The organism is Actinoplanes sp. NPDC049598 (genome assembly GCF_040675435.1).
GTDB lineage: Bacteria > Actinomycetota > Actinomycetes > Mycobacteriales > Micromonosporaceae > Actinoplanes.
In genome coordinates this window covers 135,351-153,486 of the sequence record NZ_JBFAOX010000020.1, presented here as the reverse complement: position 1 = coordinate 153,486, position 18,136 = coordinate 135,351, and the positions used below count along the sequence as shown (strand labels likewise).

Sequence of the window (18,136 nt, the reverse complement as noted above, 5' to 3'; positions counted from 1 at the left end):
TAGCGTTCGGTGGGTGACCGACCGACCCGATGTGCTCGTCGTCGGCGCCGGTGTCTCCGGCCTGACCACCGGCGTGCGCCTGGCCGAGAGCGGCCTGCGCGTCCGGATCCGGGCCGAGCAGGAGCCACATCGCAGCAGCTCAGCGGCGGCCGGCGCGATCTGGGACCCGATCTACGCGCACCATTCCCGGGTCGAGACGTGGGCGGCCCGCTCCTACAACGTGTTCGCCGCCATGGCCCGGGACGGTTTCCCCGGCGTCAAGCTGATCGACGGCGTGGAGGCGTCCCGTGTCGCCATGCCGTCACCAGGCTGGGCCGTGCTGCTGCCCGGCTTCCACGAGTGCGCCCCGGCCGAGCTCCCGGACGGTTTCGCCAGCGGCTGGCACTACACGGCGCCGATCATCGACATGCCGCCGTACCTGGCCCGCCTCCAGGCCCGCCTGGCCGGCGCCGGCGGCGAGCTGATCTTCGGGCACCGGCTGCGGAGCCTGGACGAGGCATTCGCCGACGCCGACGTGGTGGTCAACTGCAGCGGGGTCGGCGCGCGTGAGCTGGTGCCGGATCCCGAGGTGCAGCCGATCCGGGGCCAGCTGGTGGCGGTGCGCAACCCCGGGCTGGACGACTTCTTCGCCGAGCACACCGACGAGCTCGGCGACATGACCTACCTGCTGCCCCAGGGGTCCACCCTGCTGCTGGGCGGCAGCGCCGAGAAGGGCGAGGCCGAGCCGGTACCGGACGACGAGGTGGCCCGGGCGATCGTCGAGCGCTGCGCCGGCATCTTCCCCGCCATCCGCGACGCGGAGATCATCGGGCACCGGTCGGGGATCCGGCCCTCCCGGCCCGAGGTGCGCCTGGCCCACGAGGATCTCGGTGAGCGTCATATCGTGCACAATTACGGCCACAGCGGGGCCGGCGTGAGCCTGTCCTGGGGCTGCGCCGACGACGTCGTCTCCGTCGTGCGGGAGCTGGTGGGGTAATAGCCTGGCCGGTGTGACCGACGTACTCGTGGTCGGGGCCGGCGTCGCCGGCCTGACCACCGCCATCCGGCTGAGCGAGCTCGGCCTGCGGGTGCGGGTGCGCGCCGAGACGGTGTCGCGGGCGACGACCTCGGCCGCGGCCGGGGCGATCTGGGACGCCGAGCTGGCCCACCACCCGGAGGTACGCCGGTGGACGGCGACCAGCTTCGAGGTCCTGTCCCGGCTCGCGGCCGGCGACCCGTCGGCCGGCGTGCGGCTGACGCCGGGCGTGGAGGCCGCACGGACGCCGGCGCCGATCCCCGAGTGGGCCACGCCGTGCGATCCCGGCGACCTGCCGGCCGGCTTCGTCACCGGCTGGCGCTACGAGGCCCCGGTCACCGACATGCCGGCCTACCTGGCCTGGCTGGCCCGCCAGTTCACCGGCGAGGTGATCCCCGGGCGCCTGGCCCGCCTGGCCGACGGGTTCGCCGACGCGCCCATCGTGGTCAACTGCACCGGGCTCGGCGCCCGCCACCTGGTGCCCGACCCGACGGTGACGGCCTGCCGCGGGCAGCTCGTGGTGGTGCGCAACCCGGGGATCGACCAGTTCTTCCTCGAACACACCGACTTCGTGGAGGAGATGACCTACCTGATCCCGCAAGGCTCCTCGTTGCTGCTCGGCGGCTGCGCGATCCCCGGCGACGAGAGCCTGACCCCCGACGCCGGCATCGCCCGGCGCATCGTCGAGCGCTGCGCCGCCGTCTTCCCCGCCGTCGCCCGGGCGGAGGTCCTCGAGCACCGCGTCGGCCTGCGCCCGATGCGCCCGACGGTCCGCCTGGAGCATCAGGACCTGGGCGACGGCCGCCATCTGGTCCACAACTACGGCCACGGCGGCGCCGGCGTCAGCACCTCCTGGGGCTGCGCGGGTGACGTCGCCACCATGGTCCGGGACATCATTCAAGATCGATAGACTCGCCGGATGCCGGAGACCCACGCCGCCGGCCCCGCCGCCGTGGTCGTGCACGCCGGCCGGGAGCAGCCCAGCGTCATGCACGCCTACTGGGCGCTCTCGACCCCCGACACCACCTGGCACGACCGGGTCACCATCGCCGAGCGCGGCCTCGACGCCCGCACCCTCGCCGCCGACGCACCCCGCCGTGACAACTGGCCGGCAGTCCGCCTCGGGGTGATGGCCGCGCTCCTCCGGAACAAGTTCGACCGCCACCCCGCGATGGCGACCGAGCTGCTGGCCACCGGCGTCACCCGCCTGCTCCACACCGACTGGGGATCGCGGTACTGGAGCTCGGAGGGCACCAACGGGCTGGGCCGGCTGCTGGAACTGATCCGCTCCGAGCTCATCGAGCCCGGCTCGGAGCGGGCGCGCCGGAAGCCGAGGTGACTTCCGGCGCTCGACGCCGCGGGGTCAGCGGCCCTGCAGGCGCTTCACGTTGTCGCCGAAGGTCCAGGACTTGGCGCCGTCCCAGTTGATGGACCAGGTCATCAGGCCCTTGATGGACGGGACGCTGTTGTAGGCCTGGGTGACCAGGGCGGGGGTCATGTAGCCGCCGCCGGCGCCGGGCTGGGCGGGGAGGCCGGGGACCTGCTTGTCGTACGGGATGCGGATGGTGGTGCCCTGGATGGTCAGGCCGTTGTTGAGGCACTGGGTCTGCACGGTGAAGCCCTGCACGGTGCCGGCCGCGTACGAGTCGCCGGAGCAGCCGTACATGGAGCCGTTGTAGTACTGCATGTTCAGCCACCAGAGACGGCCGTTGTCCAGGTACTTCTTGATGATCGGCAGGTACGAGCCCCAGATCGAGCCGTAGGTGACGCTGCCACCGGTGACGTACGCCGTCTCGGGCGCCATGGTCAGGCCGAAGTTCGAGGGCATCTGGGCCAGCACGCCGTCGATGATCCGGATCAGGTTGGCCTGTGAGGTGGACAGGGTGGTGATGCTGCCGCTGCCGGTCAGGCCGGTCTCGATGTCGATGTCGATGCCGTCGAAGTTGTACTGCTTGAGGATCGGCACGATCGTCGAGACGAAACGGTCGGCCACGGCCGACGAGCTCAGGTCGACCCCGGCGGTGGCGCCGCCGATCGACATCAGGACGGTGGCCCCGGCCGCCTTGGCCGCGCAGATCTCGGCCGCGGTGGGCACCTTGACCCCGGCGTCCATGCCGTTCTCCCACAGCACCGTGCCGTCGGAGCGGATCACCGGGAAGGCGGCCATCAGCACGTTGTAGCCGTGCTGGGTGATCCGGCTGTCGTTGATCGGGATCCAGCCCATTCCGGGGTGGACGCCGTTGGAGGCGCCGTCCCAGTTCTCCCAGTAGCCCTGCAGCACCTTGCCAGCAGGCCGGCCCCTCGTGGCGCATCCCGTGGGCGGAGGCGTGGTGGTGGGCGGAGTAGTAGTCGGCGGCGGCGTGGTGGTCGGTGGGGTCGTCGTCGGCGGGGTGGTCGGGGTTGTGCCACCGGTGCACGCGCCGAGGTCTTTCCACAATGTCGGGGTCGCGGCCGGGTTCCACCCGGTGCCGGCGTACGCGGTGTGGGTGACCAGGGCCTGATAGAGGTGCGCGTCGTAGGTGACCTGCTGACCGGCCGTGTAGGCCGGGCCCTCCCGCCAGGTCACCGACGAGCACGCGACGGCCGCTTCACCGCTGGGCGCGATCAGGACCGTGGATCCGGCCGCCACCGCCACTCCCGCGACCAGCGCTAACACAAGACGACGGACACCCATGGCGACTCCCTCGATGCGGGCGTGACGTGCGACACCCACATCATGGAGTTCACAATCGTAAATATCAAGGGTTCTTAACAGTCAGGGCCAGTCCGAGGTAGGCGGCGTAGACCGCCAGCGCGCCCTCGGCCGCCCGGCGATCTTTGGCAGTGAAGGTCACCAATGGGTTGACGACGACGGTGACGCCCTTGGCGGTGATCGTGCGCTTCCAGGTGGCCATGACCCGGCCGCCGCGCACGAGGGTCGACTGGAACACCCCGTTGCCGCCCGGAATGATCGCCGCGATCTGGTCCGTGGTCGCCATCAGCGACCGGTCCTTGTAACCGAGCATGTATTCGTCGAAGCCGGGCAGGGCGAGCCACTCGTCACCCGATTTGTCCAAGGAACCCGGGGCCATGATCATCTCGATGCCGTCGACGTCGACGGTGTCCAGATCGGCCCCCGCGATGCCGGTCTTGCAGTCGCCCATGGTCAGACCGGTCCAGCCGGCGAAGTCCTTGCGGGTGGCCGGGCCGTGGCTGCGGAAGTAGCGCTGGGCGATGAGCACGAGGGCCTCCTCCCGCGACGGCCGGCGTGGATTCGGCACCCACTCGTCGAGCAGGACGAAACTCTGCTCCTTGCCGATGTGCGGACCGATCACGGTGACGCCGCGCTGCGCCGCGTACCAGAGCAGGTGATAACCCCGCTGCCCGCCGGCGTCGACGCCGTTCTCGCTGATCTTCTCCAGGCATTGGGCGCGGGTGAGCCGCCCTCCCCCGGCCAGCGCGGTCCCGAGGATCTCGACGGCGTTCTCCGCGTCGGCCTCGGACAGCCCGATCGTCTCCCGGCGCTTGGCCGCCCCCGCGAGAGCGCGCGAACCCATCAGCTCGAGCATCCAATGGACGTCCTCGGGCGGCACGAAATGCACGGTGCCGCGCATCGGCCACGTCCGTACGGCCTCGCGCCTCTCCACCGCCGCCTCGACGTCGGCCAAGCTGGAGCCCGGCAGCCGCACGCCGAACGACCACAGCCCACTGTTGACGTCCTGCGCCTGCATGGCCCCGAACCACTCCACGACCTCGGCCACCGAGGACGCGGTGGGGAACAAGGCTGACATACGAAGGCCCAGGGCAGTCGCTCCATCCATGCGACTGACCCTAGACCCCGGTTTGACATTCTGTTTTCCGCCGCGGAGCCAGCTCAGCCCCGGGTACGACCAAAATCAGCGGCCGCGGCCCGCGCGGTACAGCCGGATCAGGTTGTTCGTCGACGAGTCGTCGTCGGCCGGCTGGGCCGGCGACGCCGTCAGCTTCGGCGCGAGCTGGTTGGCCATCACCTTGCCCAGCTCGACCCCCCACTGGTCGAACGAGTTGATCTGCCACACCGTGCCCTGGGTGAACGTGATGTGCTCGTAGAGCGCGATCAGCTGCCCCAGCACGGACGGCGTCAGCTTGGGCGCGATGATCGTGGTCGTCGGGTGGTTGCCCTGCATGACCCGGTGCGGCGCGATCTCCTCGGACGTGCCCTCGGCCAGCACCTGCTCGAGCGTACGGCCGAACGCCAGCGCGCCCGTCTGGGCGAAGAAGTTCGACATGAACAGGTCGTGCATCTCGCCGATGTCGTGGTTGGGCTGGCTGAAGCCGATGAAGTCGGCCGGGATCAGCTTCGTGCCCTGGTGGATCAGCTGGTAGAAGGCGTGCTGGCCGTTGGTGCCGGGCTCGCCCCAGAACACCTCGCCCGTCTGGTAGCCCACGGAGCTGCCGTCGAGGCGTACCGACTTGCCGTTGCTCTCCATGGTCAGCTGCTGCAGGTAGGCCGCGAAGCGGTGCAGGTACTGCGAGTACGGCAGGATCGCGTGCGACTGGGCGCCCAGGAACGTGTCGTACCAGACGTTGAGCAGGCCGAGCAGGGCCGGGACGTTGCTCTCCAGCGGCTGGGTGCGGAAGTGCTCGTCGACCGCGTGGTAGCCGGCGAGCATGTCGGCGAACTGCTCCTTGCCGATCGCGATCATGACCGACAGGCCGACCGCCGAGGGCAGCGAGTAACGCCCGCCCACCCAGTCCCAGAAGCCGAACATGTTGGCCGTGTCGATACCGAAGTCGGCCACCCGCTTCGCGTTCGTGCTGACCGCCACGAAGTGCTTGGCCACCGCCGAGGAGTCGTCACCCAGACCCTTGAGCAGCCAGTTGCGCGCCTCGGTGGCGTTGGTCAGCGTCTCCTGCGTACCGAAGGTCTTGGAGACCACGACGAACAGGGTGCTGGCCGGGTCGAGGTCGTGCGTCTTCTCGTACAGGTCGGTGGGGTCGATGTTGGAGATGAACCGGCACTCGATCTCGGCCGCCTTGTACGCCTTGAGCGCCTCATAAGCCATCACGGGACCCAGGTCGGAGCCGCCGATGCCGATGTTCACGACCGTCTTGATGCGCTGACCGGTGTGCCCGGTCCACTCGCCCGAGCGCACCTTGTCGCTGAAGGCGCCCATCCGGTCGAGCACCTCATGAACCTCGGCCACCACATCCTGCCCGTCGACGGTCAGCGACGCCGTACGCGGCAGCCGCAGCGCCGTGTGCAGGACGGACCGGTCCTCGGTGACGTTGATGTGTTCGCCGGCGAACATCGCGGCGATCCGCTCACGCAGCTTGGCCTTGTCGGCCAGGGCCAGCAGGGCCGCGACCACCTCGTCGGTGACCAGGTTCTTGCTGTAGTCGACGGTCAGGTCGGCCACCGTCGCGGTGAAGCGCTCGCCGCGCCTCGAGTCGCTGCCGAACAGGTCGCGCAGGTGCACCGCCGAGAACTTCTCCGCGTGGCCCTGCAGCGCCTGCCACTCGGCGCTGTCGGAAACGTGTTCGCTCATTGACCTTGTCTCTCGCTCGAAACCCGGACTCTCGCTCTCATCCTGGCACGAACTGACGCCGTACACCGGCGACGCAGTCGAGATCACTACCTCATAGACGGCCCACAGGACCGGCACAGAGCCGCCACGGGCGTACCGCCGACGGTGGTTGCCATGACGACCTTGATGGAACGACCGGCGGCCGCCGCGCCCCGGCACGAGGCCCCGGCCCCTCCCCGTCACCGCCGGTGGCCCGTCTTCGTGCTGCTCGCGGCGACCGCCGTCCTCTATCTGTGGGACCTCAGCGCCTCCGGCTACGGCAACAGCTTCTACGCCGCGGCCGCCCAGGCCGGTTCGCAGAGCTGGAAGGCGTGGCTGTTCGGCTCGCTGGACGCCGGCAACGCCATCACGGTCGACAAACCACCCGCCGCCATGTGGGTGATGGGCCTGTCGGCGCGGATCTTTGGCGTCAACAGCTGGTCGATCATGGCTCCGCAGGCGCTGATGGGCGTGGCGGCGGTGTGGTTCCTGTACGCCGCGGTGAAACGCTGGTTCGGTACGGCGGCCGGGCTGACGGCCGGGGCGGCGCTCGCGCTCACCCCCGTCGCGGTGCTGATGTTCCGCTACGACAACCCGGACGCGCTGCTCGTCCTGCTGATGACGGCCGGCGCCTACACGACGGTCCGGGCGGTCGAGAAGGCCTCGTGGAAGTGGCTGGCGCTCACGGGCGTGCTGCTGGGCCTCGGCTTCCTGACCAAGATGATGCAGGCGTTCCTGGTGCTGCCGGCGTTCGCCCTGGTGTATCTGATCGCGGCGCCGACCGGACTGGGCAGGCGGATCCGGGACCTGCTGGCGGCCGGGCTCGCCCTGGTGGTCTCGGCCGGGTGGTACGTCTTGCTGGTCGAGCTGTGGCCGGCATCGTCACGGCCCTACATCGCCGGGTCGACGAACAACTCGCTGTGGGAGCTCGCGCTCGGCTACAACGGCCTCGGCCGCATCCTCGGCGGATCGGGCAACGGCGGTGGCGGCGGCACGTCGTTTGGCGGGTCCACCGGGATCGGGCGGCTCTTCGGCTCGTCGATGGGGCTCGAGATCTCCTGGCTGCTGCCGGCGGCGCTGATCGCCCTCGGGGCCGTGCTCGCCGCGACCTGGACGGCCTCACGCACCGACCGGGCCCGGGCGGCCATGCTCATGTGGGGCGGCTGGGTGCTGGTCACCGGGATCACGTTCTCCTACATGAGCGGCACGATCCACCCGTACTACACGGTCGCGCTGGCCCCCGGCATCGCGGCGCTGATCGGCATCGGCGGGCGGGTGTTGTGGCTCTACCGCTCCCACCTGTGGGGCCGCGCCACACTGGCGGCGATGGTGCTGGCCACCGCGGTCTGGGGTTGGGTGCTCCTCGGCCGGGCCGACTGGATGCCGGCGCTGCGCTGGGCCTCGCTCGTGCTCGGGGCCGTCTTCGCTCTGGCCCTGCTGCTGCGGCGCCGCTTTGTGGTGGTCGCCCTGGTCGCGGCCATCCTCTCGGCCGGCCTGAGTGGCGCGGCCTACGCCGCATCGACGGCCACGGTCGCCCACACAGGCTCCATTCCCACTTCCGGCCCGTCGTCCGCCGCCGGCGGCATGGGTGGTGGCGCTTTCGGCGGCGGTACGCGGGGAAGCGCCCCCAACGGCACGGGCACCCCACCCGGCTCCTCGTCTTCCAGCTCTTCGTCTTCCAGCTCTTCCTCCTCCAGCCCTTCCTCGTCCAGCTCTTCCTCGTCCACTGACGCGCCCGGCTCGTCGCCGGACGGCACGTCGAGCGGCATTTCGTCGGGCGGTTCGGCAGCGCGCGGCGGCCCGGGCGGCGGCGGCACGAGCAGCAACACCGAGCTGAACGCCCTCCTCGAGGCCAGCACCACGAAGTGGAGCGCAACCGTCAGCGGCGCCACCTCGGCTGCCGACCTGGAGCTCGCCACCGGAACCTCGGTCATCGCCCTCGGCGGCTGGAACGGCAGCGACGCCTCCCCCACCCTGGAGCAGTTCGAGGCCTACGTGGCCGCCGGCCAGATCCACTACTACATCTCCGGCGGCGGCATGGGCGGAGGCGGCATGAACGGCTCCACCACCGAAGCCAGCAAGATCGCCACGTGGGTCTCCGAGCACTACACAGCCACCACCGCCGGCAACACCACCATCTACGACCTGACCCAGCCCGCCACCAGCTGACCCACTACCACCCAGCCCGCCCTACCTCCACCCGGCCGAAGCACCCTCACCCACGACGAGAGCCCCGCGCCCACCAGACGCGGGGCTCCGCCGCGTTCCCACCCGAACAAACGTCAGTTCGCCAACCCACCCTTTTGAAGCAACCCGCCGCCCCTCCCCAGCTCACACCCGCCGGCCCAGCACGCACCCGGTAAGCCCTCAGCCACCCACCCGGTCGTAACCACTCGCACCCGGCGGCCCCAAGCCCCACGAACCCAGCCCGCGCCACCGCCTCGCGGTCGGCCCTCAGCCATCACCCACCCCGGCCCGAGCTACTCCCGCCCGGGCCCGAGCTACTCCCGCCCGGGCCCGAGCTACTCCCACCCAGCGGCCTCGAGCCCCACAAGCCCAGCCCGCGCCACTGCCTCGCGGTCGGCCCTCAGCCATCACCCACCCCGGCCCGAAAACTCCCGCCCGGGCCCGAGCTACTCACACCCGGGCCCGAGCCAGGCCCATCCCGGCCGCCCCTGAGCACCACCCGACCCGGCCCCGCCCCAGCCAGTGGCTTCTCGGCCCGCCTCCCGCACCACCCACGCCGCCCGAGCCAATCCCACCCGGCCCGCCGCTTGTGCGCACGAACCCCGCTGCCATCCCCACCAGGCGACCGTTCCTACTTCTCCGCGCTCCCAGGCCGACCGAGCCCAACGCGCTCTGCACCGAATCCGCTTATAAGCCCGCCGCGCGGATCTCCCTAGCACACCCATCATTCGGCGCGCCGTTATCCACAGTGGCTGGTTGTCCACAGCCGCCAGCGCACGGCATCGGTATTTCCGGGAGAATGGTCGTCAGGTGGTCCCCCTGGGTGGGCGGGCTGGGCGTCCGGGCGGCAACACCCCGCGGCCCCCGGCTGAGCTCCTCCACGAAAGCCGAGCGAAGTAAGCGCTTCAAAGGGTGACCAAAGTCTTCAGCCCGGATGCCGGCGCAACGGCCCGGTGTTGCACTCAGCGTGCCCGGCGGAGCGGGCTCGGCCCCCTGTTCCTGTGCGCCCGAGGATCCGTACCTCCACCGCCCTAAAGCGTCCTAGGAGGCTAGCTCAACCGCCGTGACCAGCAGGAGCGTGGCGTCGCAGGCCGACAGGGGCCGCGACAGGAAGTAGCCCTGGGCGTAATCGCAGCCCATGTCCCGGAGGATGCCCAGCTGGTCCGCGTTCTCGATGCCCTCGGCAACAGTGCGCATGCCGAATCGGCGGCCCAGGCGGATGATCGTGCGGACCAGGGCGTCGTCGGCCGGGTCGCCGCCCAGGCGGTCGACGAAGGAGCGGTCGATCTTGAGGACGTCCATGGGGAAGCGGCGCAGGTAGGCCAGGGACGAATAGCCCGTGCCGAAGTCGTCCATGGCGAGCATGACGCCGAGGGATTTGAGGGCGACGATGCGGGCGAGGTTCTCGTCGGTGTCGGTGAGCAGGACGCTCTCGGTCATCTCGAGGGTGAGCAGGTCGGCCGGCATGCCGGTGTCTATGAGGACATCGGCGACGGTGGCGGCCAGGTCGCCCGCCTCGAACTGGCGGACCGAGACGTTGACGGCCATCCGGTAGCGGCCGCCCCATTCGACGGCCTGGCGGCAGGCCTCGGTGAGGACCCAGCGGCCGAGCGGCACGATCAGGCCGGTGGATTCGGCGAGGCCGATGAAGTCGAGCGGGGGGACCATGCCGCGGGTGGGGTGCTGCCAGCGGACCAGGGCCTCGAAGCCGACGATCTCGCCGGTCCGCAGGTCGACCGTGGGCTGGTAGTGCAGGACGAACTGGCCGAGGTCGAGGGCGGCCCGCAGGTCGTCGGCGAGCGAGACGCGCTGCATGAGGGCGTCGTGCATGCTCGGGTGGTAGGCCGTGGCGATGCCGCCGCCCGCGTCCTTCGATTTGTACATGGCGAGGTCGGCGTTGCGCTGCAGCTGCTCGATGTCGCCGGCGTCGGCCGAGGAGGCGATGCCGATGCCGGCGCCGGCGTGCACCTCGCGGCCGTCGATGACGAACGGAGGGGCCAGCTCGGCCAGGATGCGCTCGGCGATGGCGTCCGCGGAGGCCGGGCCCGACGAGACGATCACCGCGAACTCGTCGCCGCCGAGGCGGGCAACCAGGTTCGGCTCGGCCACCCGCAGGCGCTCCGCGACCTGCACGAGCAGGGCGTCGCCGGCGGCGTGACCAAGGCTGTCGTTGATCTCCTTGAAGCCGTCCAGATCGAGGAAGAGGATCGCCACGTCCTGCTCGGCGAGGTCGACGGCCGCGGCCAGCTGCTCCCGGAACAGCGCCCGGTTGGCGAGCCCGGTCAGCGCGTCGTGGTAGGCCTCGTGCCGCAGGCGTTCCTGCAGATTCCGGGCCTCGCTGATGTCGCGGGTGTTCAGGACCAGACCCTTGACGTACGGATCGTCGAGCAGGTTCGTGATGGTCATCTCGGACAGGCGGTACACGCCGTCGGCATGGCGCAGCGTGAGCTCGAAGGTGATCGTCGAGCCCTGCAGGACCTCACGGATCTTCGCCTCGATGATCGCGCCCGCCCGCGCCCCGGACACCTTGATCAGGTTCTGGCCGACCAGTTGCTCGACCCGGAAACCGAAGATCCGCTCGACCGAGGAGCTCTGGTAGCGCACGGTCGAGTCGGCCTCGAGGATGGCCAGCGAGTCCGAGCTCTGCTCGACCAGCGCCCGGAACCGCTGCTCGCGCCCCTGCACCTCGGCCGTGCGGTCCTTGACGCGCTCTTCGAGATCACGGGCCAGCTGCCGGTTGTCGGCCCGCAGGACCATCTCGCGCACCACGATCAGCAAGATTGACAAGATGCGGCCCCAGGTGCCGACCGGCGTGGGCGTGCCGCCGGCCGACATCCAGAAAAGACCGACGATCAAGGTCAGGACCACCACGACGTACGGAAGCAGCACGCTGAAGCTGCGCCGGTGAGTGGCCGCCTCCTGGACGATCTTCGCCTCGTCCAGCGGCCCACGACCGGCGATCCCGGCCGCGACCACGATCAGCACACAGCCGGCCAGGAAACCCGCCCGGGGCCATTCGTGGCCGAACCGGATGACCACCGCGTCGGCGACCGCCATCAGCAGCACGGCCGTCGAGGTCAGGGCCAGCACGGAGACGCCGGGATAGCCCCGGCGGCAGCGGGCGATCGCGGCCAGCGCCATCGCGACGAGCAGCACGTCGGCGACGGCATGGCTGATCGCTCCGGGGCGGCCGGCGGCCAGGGCCGGTTGCATCACCAGGTTCCAGGCCACGAGCATGAGCGAGGTCGTGATGATCAGCGCGTCGATGAACCCGCGGACCCGGGCCAGCGGCGTGCGCGGGGCCCGGGGGAGGCCGAGCACGCTCAACGCGACGAAGGCGGCGAGGGCGACCGGCCCGGCGACGACGCCGGCCAGCAGGCCGAGCGCGAGGGCGGCCCAGGCGAAGCGGATGCGGCCGCCGCGCCGGGGCACGACGGCGGCGGCGGCCACGGCGGCCACCAGCGCGGCAATGCTAGTGACGGCGCCCATGCCTGCTTGATCGGGCGCCGGGCCCGGTGGTTGAGAAAAACAAACGGCGGCTTCCGTCAAGGAAGCCGCCGTTGGAGAAGAAGTCGGATCACTTCTTCTTCTTGTTCTTCTTCTTGTCCTTCTTGTCCTTCTTGGACTTCTTGGCCATGGCGGACCCCCTCTCAGTTCCAACGTCGCTGGTTAACGTTACGGAAATTGAGCGCGGCGTAGACAAGAATGGAGGTGAACACCAGGTGTCACAAGACACCTGGGATCTCCTTGACCTCTCCCGTCAGCCCAGCTTCACCTTGAAGATCGGGTCGGCGGCCAGCTTCTTGAACGCCGCGAGCGCGGTCGCGGTGCTGTTGATGCTGATGTCGCGGTCGCCCTCGTCGTCCTTGGCGGTGTCGAAGTAGACGATCGCCTTGATCGCCGGCCGCTTGGCCAGCTCCGGCAGGACGCTCTGGTAGACCGGCGCCTTGTCGGCGGTCTTGCCCACACGGTGGTAGGCGCCCCACTCGGCGACCATGAGCGGCTTGGCGGCGTGCTTGGTGGTGGCCCACTCGTAGAAGCCGGTGCCACCGCCGGTCGGCGCGCGGTCGAGCAGGTCGTTGAACTTGCCGTAGTGGTAGTAGCCCTTCTCGGCGCTCACGTACGAGTCGAGACCCATCCAGTCGACGACGTCGTCACCCGGGTACAGGTCCTTCCACCAGCTCTGCGCCATCCACTTCTCGTTGCCCATGTACGCCATCACGTTGATCACGTTCGTGGCGCCCTTGGCCCGGAGCCGCTCGATCGTGTGCCGGTACATCGCGGCGAAGTCCTTCGCCTCGAAGCCCGAGCCCGCCTTGGCCACGACGTCGTTCTCCGGCTCGTGGTTGATGGCCAGGAAGAACTTCTTGCCGTACGCCTTCGCGCGCGCGGCGAACGCGTCGATGCGCTTGTCCTGCTGCCCCTGGGCGACCTTGGCCCAGGTCGAGCCGTACGCGATCTTCCAGTTGGTCAGCAGCACGCGGGGGCTGGCGGCGTCGGCCGTCATCGCGATCTCGGCCTTGGTCGGGAAGATCTCGTCACCCTTGTGGTAGGTGTGGAAGATCGTGGAGGTGCGGCCGCTGAGCTTCTCCCAGTCCTTGAGGGCCTGGTCGCGCGGGGCGTCGGTGAAGCCGCCGGCCGCCGCGCCCCAGAGGACGCCGCAGGTGGGGACGAGCTTGTCACCGGTCGTGCAGTCGCCGGCCGGCTTGGGCGCCGTGACCACGGGCGGCGACGTGTCGCCTTCCGTGGTGACCTCCAGGACCGGCGCGCCGGTCTTGGCCTCGGCCGAGTTGAAGCGCATGGCGGCGGCGGTCGAGGTCAGGGCGAAGGCGTACGTGCCCGGGCCGGTGACCGACTTGCCCAGGTCGACCGAGAACGTGCCGTTCGGGGTGGCGGTGGCGAGCACGGCGCCCAGCGCGGGGGTCTTGGCCCCGGTCAGCTTGCCCTCGGCCCACGACGTGTCGGCCACCTTGCGGACGCTGAGCTGACCCGAGAACTTGGCCTGCGCGGTCAGGGTCAGGCGGGCCGACGCGACCTTCGTACCGGCCGGGACCGCGAACTTCAGGAAGGAGGTCTTGACCTCCTTGCCGGCCACGCCGGCGACCAGCTTGTCCTCGGCGCCGAAGACCGTGCCGGTGCGGACGCTCGAGGTGTACGTGTCGTCACCGGCGGCCAGCTTGATCGTCGCGCCGTTGCCGGCCACGGCCGGGGAGCCGGTGAGGGCGGTGGCGCCCGCACCCGCGAGCGCGGCGGTCAGGACCGTGTACTTCTGCAGCTTCGAGCGACGCAACTTGGTGAATCCCCCCTGTGTCCGGCGCCGTTGCGGCCGGGCATGGGTAAGAGATTCCGGGTCGTGCGGTGCGCGCTCGGTGCCCTGCGCGGTGCGGTCAGGTTGCGGCCGTACTTTTCCTCAACTTGCGCATTTCGGGGTTGTTCAGGTAGCCAGACAGCATGATGCCGATCATCGACGGGCACAACGACCTGCCCATGCAGCTGCGCGGACGCTACGGATACTCGGTCGAGGGGCTCGACGAGCGCCGCCCCGAGCTGCAGACCGACATCCCGCGGCTGCGCGCCGGCGGGGTGGGCGGGCAGTTCTGGTCGGTGTTCGTGCCGGGCGAGCTGAGCGAGCCCGAGGCCGTGGTGGCGACCATGGAGCAGATCGACGCGGTCTACCGGATGGCGGCGGCCTATCCGAACGACTTCGCCATCGCCTACAGCGCCGACGACGTCACCCGGGCCATGGACGCCGGCAAGGTCGCCTCGCTGATCGGCATCGAGGGCGGCCACAGCCTGGCCACGTCGCTGGGCGTGCTGCGGGCCTTCGCCCGTCTCGGCGTGCGCTACGTGACGCTGACCCACAACGAGAACCTCTCGTGGGCCGACTCGGCCGCCCGCGAACCGCAGGTGGGCGGTCTCAACGACGAGGGCCGGGCCGTCGTGCGCGAGATGCAGCGCATCGGCGTGCTGGTCGACCTGTCCCACGTGGCCCCGGTGACGATGCACGCCGCCCTGGACACGGCCTTCGCCCCGGTCATCTTCAGCCACTCGGGCGTACGCGCGTTGCACGACCACCCGCGCAACGTGCCCGACGACGTGCTGACCCGCCTGCGCGACAACGGCGGCGTCATCCAGCTGACCTTCGTCGCCCCCTTCCTGTCGGCCGAGGCCCGCGACTGGTCCCGGGCCGCCGAGGAGGAGCTGGCCCGCCTCGGCATCCCGGTCCCCGACGTGTGGCCGCGCGCCCCCCGCCCCGGCGAGGACCCCGCGCACGTGCAGGCCTGGCCCGGCCCCGACCCGCTGGCCGCGCCCGCCTTCGCCGGCTGGCTCGCGGCCAACCCCCGCCCGCCGGTCACGGCGGCCCAGGTCGCCGACCACGTCGAGCACGCCCGCGACGTGGCCGGCCTCGACCACGTCGGCCTCGGCGGCGACTTCGACGGCACCACCGAACTCCCGGACGATCTGCGCGACGTCGCCGGCTACCCGCGCTTGCTGGACGAACTCGCCGGCCGGGGCTGGTCCCAGCCCGAGCTGGACAAGCTGGCCGGGGGCAACATCCTGCGCGTCCTGCGGGAATCGGAGCGGGCGGCTCAGGAGCCTCTCTGGCCCCTGTCGCCCGCCCGCTAGGGCTGGGCGCGCCAGCTCGTCGCGACGCCCGCTATGCCCGTGGAGTGCTGATTGCCGCCGGTGCGGTTCATCAGCCAGATCTGCGGGTCGGTGACGGTCGCCGGGAAGTCCGGGTCGGTGACGCCCGGCCCTCTCCCGTAGGCCAGCCAGCGCCCGTCCGGCGACCAGACCGGCACGAACTCGATCTCCGGCGTCGCCGTGACCTGCCGGGAGGCCCCGGTCACGGCGTCGACCAGCCAGATCTCACCCCAGGCCTCCACGGCCAGGGTGCGCCCGTCCGGGTTCCAGGCCAGCCGGTACGCCCCGTCGAGCTCCGTGAGCACCCGGCTCCGCCGCCCGTCCGCCGTGTAGATCCGCACCCCGTGAATGTCGGCCGTCGCGAACCGCCGGCCACCCGGCGCCCAGGACACCACCAGGTCGTTGTACTCGGAGTTGGTCACGTTGCCCGAGCCGGCCCCGCTCCCGTCCGCGTTGACCCGCCAGATGTCCCCGCCCGACTCCCCGGCCAGCCACTTCCCGTCCGGCGACCAGCGGGGGAAGGCCGACCCGTACGGCCCGTCGCCCAGCCACCGATCGCCGCTCCCATCGGCCGCCATGCTGCGGAAGCTCCACCCCTCGACGTACCCGATCCGCCGCCCGTCCGGCGTGTAGTCCGGATACGAGTAGATCCCCATCTGCCGCCCGAAGTCCTGCGGCGCGCTCCCGTCCGGCCGCACGCTGCGCAGCTGCCCCGGCACCTCCCCCGTCGACCCGTCAAACCGCAGATAGAGCAGCCGCCCACCCGGCCCGGGCGCCGCCTCGGCCGCCGCAACCGGCGCTAGAGTGAGCAGGAGCAGCACGGCCCCCGCAACCGCCCCGACCCGCCTGGCATTGGTTCTCACAGTGACCTCCTCCCCAGGCCGCCGGCCGTTCCGCCGGCCCAGGCCACAGGCGTACCAGCTCCCCACAGGAACCTCGACCCCGTCGGTTTTGGAGAATCACGCCACCCCGCACCCCGGCTCACACCAGCCACATACGAGACCAGCTTTCGCCGGCCCCACCACCCACCGGCGCACCACTTTCACAGCCGATGACCCGACTGTCGTTGTGACCACCAGACGCACCGCCACCCCACACCGCCAGTTGTCACTTTCCCACCAGCCGCCCCCCGACGGCCGCAAAGTCACCGCTGAGCCCAGCCCCCTCCGTCGGCCGCCGGCTGCCCACCACCGCAGTCACCGCCCTGCGCCCAGCCAGCCGAACCCTCAGCCAGCCGGTGCAGAGCCCACCGAGTCGCGGCGCTTCGCCCAGTCCGCCGGATCCTCCGGCAGCCAGCCGCCCGCCACCGCAAGTCGCCGCGCCTCCCTCGGCCCCGCCTTCAGCAGCCAGCCGCCCGCCACCGCGAGTCGCCGCGCTCCGCTCGGCCCTGCCGGGTCGCCGCCGCCGTGCTTCCCTCGGCCCTGCCGGGTCGCCGCGCTTCCCCCGGCCCTGCCGGGTCGCCGCACTTCGCTCGGCCATGCCGGGTCGCCGCCGCCGCGCGCCGCCCTCGTCCACTCAGGCGGCCGCTTCCCCGCCGAGCGCGAGTTCGCCTCCGCCCGCCGGCTCCGCGCCCGGGGCGGCCCTATCGCCTGCCACCGGCTCCGCCCTCACCGGGATCGGGCGGAGAAGCCCGGGCGGCGCGGGAATGAAGTAGTCGCTCTTCTTCGGCTGCTCGGCCGCGGCCTCGCGCCCACGCTGCCGCGGAAGCTTCATCATGCGAGGAATGTGCTTCGCACAGTGAATGTAGGCCTCCTCGACCCGAGCGACGACCCAGACCTGAGCCCTCAGCCCCGGCGCCACCTCCGTCTGCTCGACCGGATCCTCCACGATCTCGGCCGTGCCGTTGACGTGCAGCCCGATCACGTCCTGGAAGTCGACGAAGAGAATCCCTACATGCCCGTTCTCAGTGATGTTGCCCAGGCTGGCCATCACACCGTTGCCCCGATATTCGGGCCAGGCGAGATGCTCGTCGTCCAGCACCCGAACGAACCCGGCCGGCCCCGCCCGGAAAGTGCTGTCGCACCCGCCCCCGGCATCCGCCGTGGCCAGGAACATCATCTCTTGCCGCCCGATGAACTCCGCCATCCGCTCGTTCAAGTGGTGCAGAGTTTGCCTCTTCGTGAAGGCCTCAGCCCGCTCCCGCGTACCGAGCCTGTCCTGCAGCCGCCGCTCACCGTCGTTCATGATGGCCCTCCTGCCGCCGACAACCTCCCCGTGCGCGACAGTTTCACACCGTGTTCATGAAAACGCACAGCGTGACCCTCACGTTTCCCGCTCGCTCAGCCCCACCCAAATCAACAACGTTGACGCAGACCAGCCTCTATTTGCCGTGAGCCACCCGATCACCGCCTGTAATCCGATCGGGTGACGTGAGAGAACCTCTCACCAAGCGATGTCCCACCACCGCCGCTAGGCTGATCTGCTCGTTCAGCGCCTTCGGCACTCCCGCACCCATGCGGCCGCCACCCCGGCGGCGGGCACCACACATCCCCAGCCGGCGCCCCCACGCCCCCGCAGCACCGCGCTCCTTGCAGCGCCGCGCCCGTCCCAGCGCCGCGTCCTTTGCAGCGCCGCGCCCCTCGCAACGCCGCGCCCCTCCCAGTGCCGCGCCCTCCCAGTGCCGCGCCCTCCCAGCGCCGCGCCCTCCCAGCGCCGCGCCCTCCCAGCGCTGCGCCCCTCCCAGCGCCGCGCCCCTCCCAGCGCCGCGCCCCTCGCAGTGCCGCACCCTCGCGGCCCGGCGGGCCAGCACCGCGGCAGCCCGGCA

12 protein-coding genes are annotated in these 18,136 nt (G+C 70.9%); 5 read left to right on the top strand and 7 right to left on the bottom strand.

Translation table 11 applies throughout. The features are described 5' to 3' along the window. The first annotated feature begins 13 nt into the window (after positions 1-13). The 3 genes from AB0J66_RS35860 to AB0J66_RS35850 are packed head-to-tail and all read left to right on the top strand — an operon-like array spanning position 14 to position 2,354. Positions 14-976, top strand: coding sequence for an FAD-dependent oxidoreductase (locus tag AB0J66_RS35860; protein ID WP_364670574.1), 963 nt, complete (start codon positions 14-16; stop codon positions 974-976). A gap of 13 nt (positions 977-989) precedes the next feature. After that, positions 990-1,925 (top strand): FAD-dependent oxidoreductase, encoded by a 936-nt coding sequence (locus AB0J66_RS35855; RefSeq protein ID WP_364670572.1) that lies wholly within the window; start codon positions 990-992, stop codon positions 1,923-1,925. Positions 1,926-1,934: 9 nt separating this feature from the next. Then, the gene (locus AB0J66_RS35850; protein ID WP_364670570.1) at positions 1,935-2,354 is read left to right on the top strand and encodes an NADAR family protein; all 420 of its coding nucleotides are present in this window, start codon (positions 1,935-1,937) and stop codon (positions 2,352-2,354) included. 24 nt (positions 2,355-2,378) lie between these two features. On the opposite strand, the gene AB0J66_RS35845 is transcribed toward AB0J66_RS35850, so the two are convergent. The 3 genes from AB0J66_RS35845 to pgi form a co-directional block, all read right to left on the bottom strand. After that, positions 2,379-3,689 (bottom strand): glycosyl hydrolase family 18 protein, encoded by a 1,311-nt coding sequence (locus AB0J66_RS35845; protein WP_364670567.1) that lies wholly within the window; start codon positions 3,687-3,689, stop codon positions 2,379-2,381. Positions 3,690-3,753: 64 nt separating this feature from the next. After that, entirely contained in the window at positions 3,754-4,815 is a 1,062-nt protein-coding gene (locus tag AB0J66_RS35840) for a winged helix DNA-binding domain-containing protein (RefSeq protein ID WP_364670565.1), read from the bottom strand. Positions 4,816-4,890: 75 nt separating this feature from the next. Then, a complete protein-coding gene (gene pgi, locus AB0J66_RS35835; RefSeq protein ID WP_364670562.1) occupies positions 4,891-6,522 on the bottom strand; it encodes a glucose-6-phosphate isomerase in 1,632 nt (543 codons plus the stop codon). 153 nt (positions 6,523-6,675) lie between these two features. Between pgi and AB0J66_RS35830 the strand changes: the two genes are divergently transcribed. Next, positions 6,676-8,709, top strand: coding sequence for a glycosyltransferase family 39 protein (locus AB0J66_RS35830; RefSeq protein ID WP_364670560.1), 2,034 nt, complete (start codon positions 6,676-6,678; stop codon positions 8,707-8,709). Positions 8,710-9,768: 1,059 nt separating this feature from the next. Here AB0J66_RS35830 and AB0J66_RS35825 read toward each other — a convergent pair. Then, positions 9,769-12,216, bottom strand: coding sequence for an EAL domain-containing protein (locus AB0J66_RS35825; RefSeq protein ID WP_364670557.1), 2,448 nt, complete (start codon positions 12,214-12,216; stop codon positions 9,769-9,771). A gap of 271 nt (positions 12,217-12,487) precedes the next feature. Continuing rightward, positions 12,488-14,017 carry a DNRLRE domain-containing protein gene (locus AB0J66_RS35820; protein WP_364670555.1) on the bottom strand — a complete coding sequence of 510 codons (1,530 nt, stop codon included), beginning with the start codon at positions 14,015-14,017 and terminating at the stop codon, positions 12,488-12,490. Positions 14,018-14,178: 161 nt separating this feature from the next. On the opposite strand from AB0J66_RS35820, the gene AB0J66_RS35815 reads away from it, so the two are divergent. Next, positions 14,179-15,354 (top strand): dipeptidase, encoded by a 1,176-nt coding sequence (locus tag AB0J66_RS35815; protein WP_364670552.1) that lies wholly within the window; start codon positions 14,179-14,181, stop codon positions 15,352-15,354. On the opposite strand, the gene AB0J66_RS35810 is transcribed toward AB0J66_RS35815, so the two are convergent. Both AB0J66_RS35810 and AB0J66_RS35805 read right to left on the bottom strand, forming a co-directional pair. Continuing rightward, positions 15,351-16,235, bottom strand: coding sequence for a hypothetical protein (locus AB0J66_RS35810; protein ID WP_364670549.1), 885 nt, complete (start codon positions 16,233-16,235; stop codon positions 15,351-15,353). The genes AB0J66_RS35815 and AB0J66_RS35810 overlap by 4 nt on opposite strands. Positions 16,236-16,887: 652 nt before the next feature. Beyond that, a complete protein-coding gene (locus AB0J66_RS35805) occupies positions 16,888-17,556 on the bottom strand; it encodes a pyridoxamine 5'-phosphate oxidase family protein (protein ID WP_364670547.1) in 669 nt (222 codons plus the stop codon). Positions 17,557-18,136 lie beyond the last annotated feature (580 nt).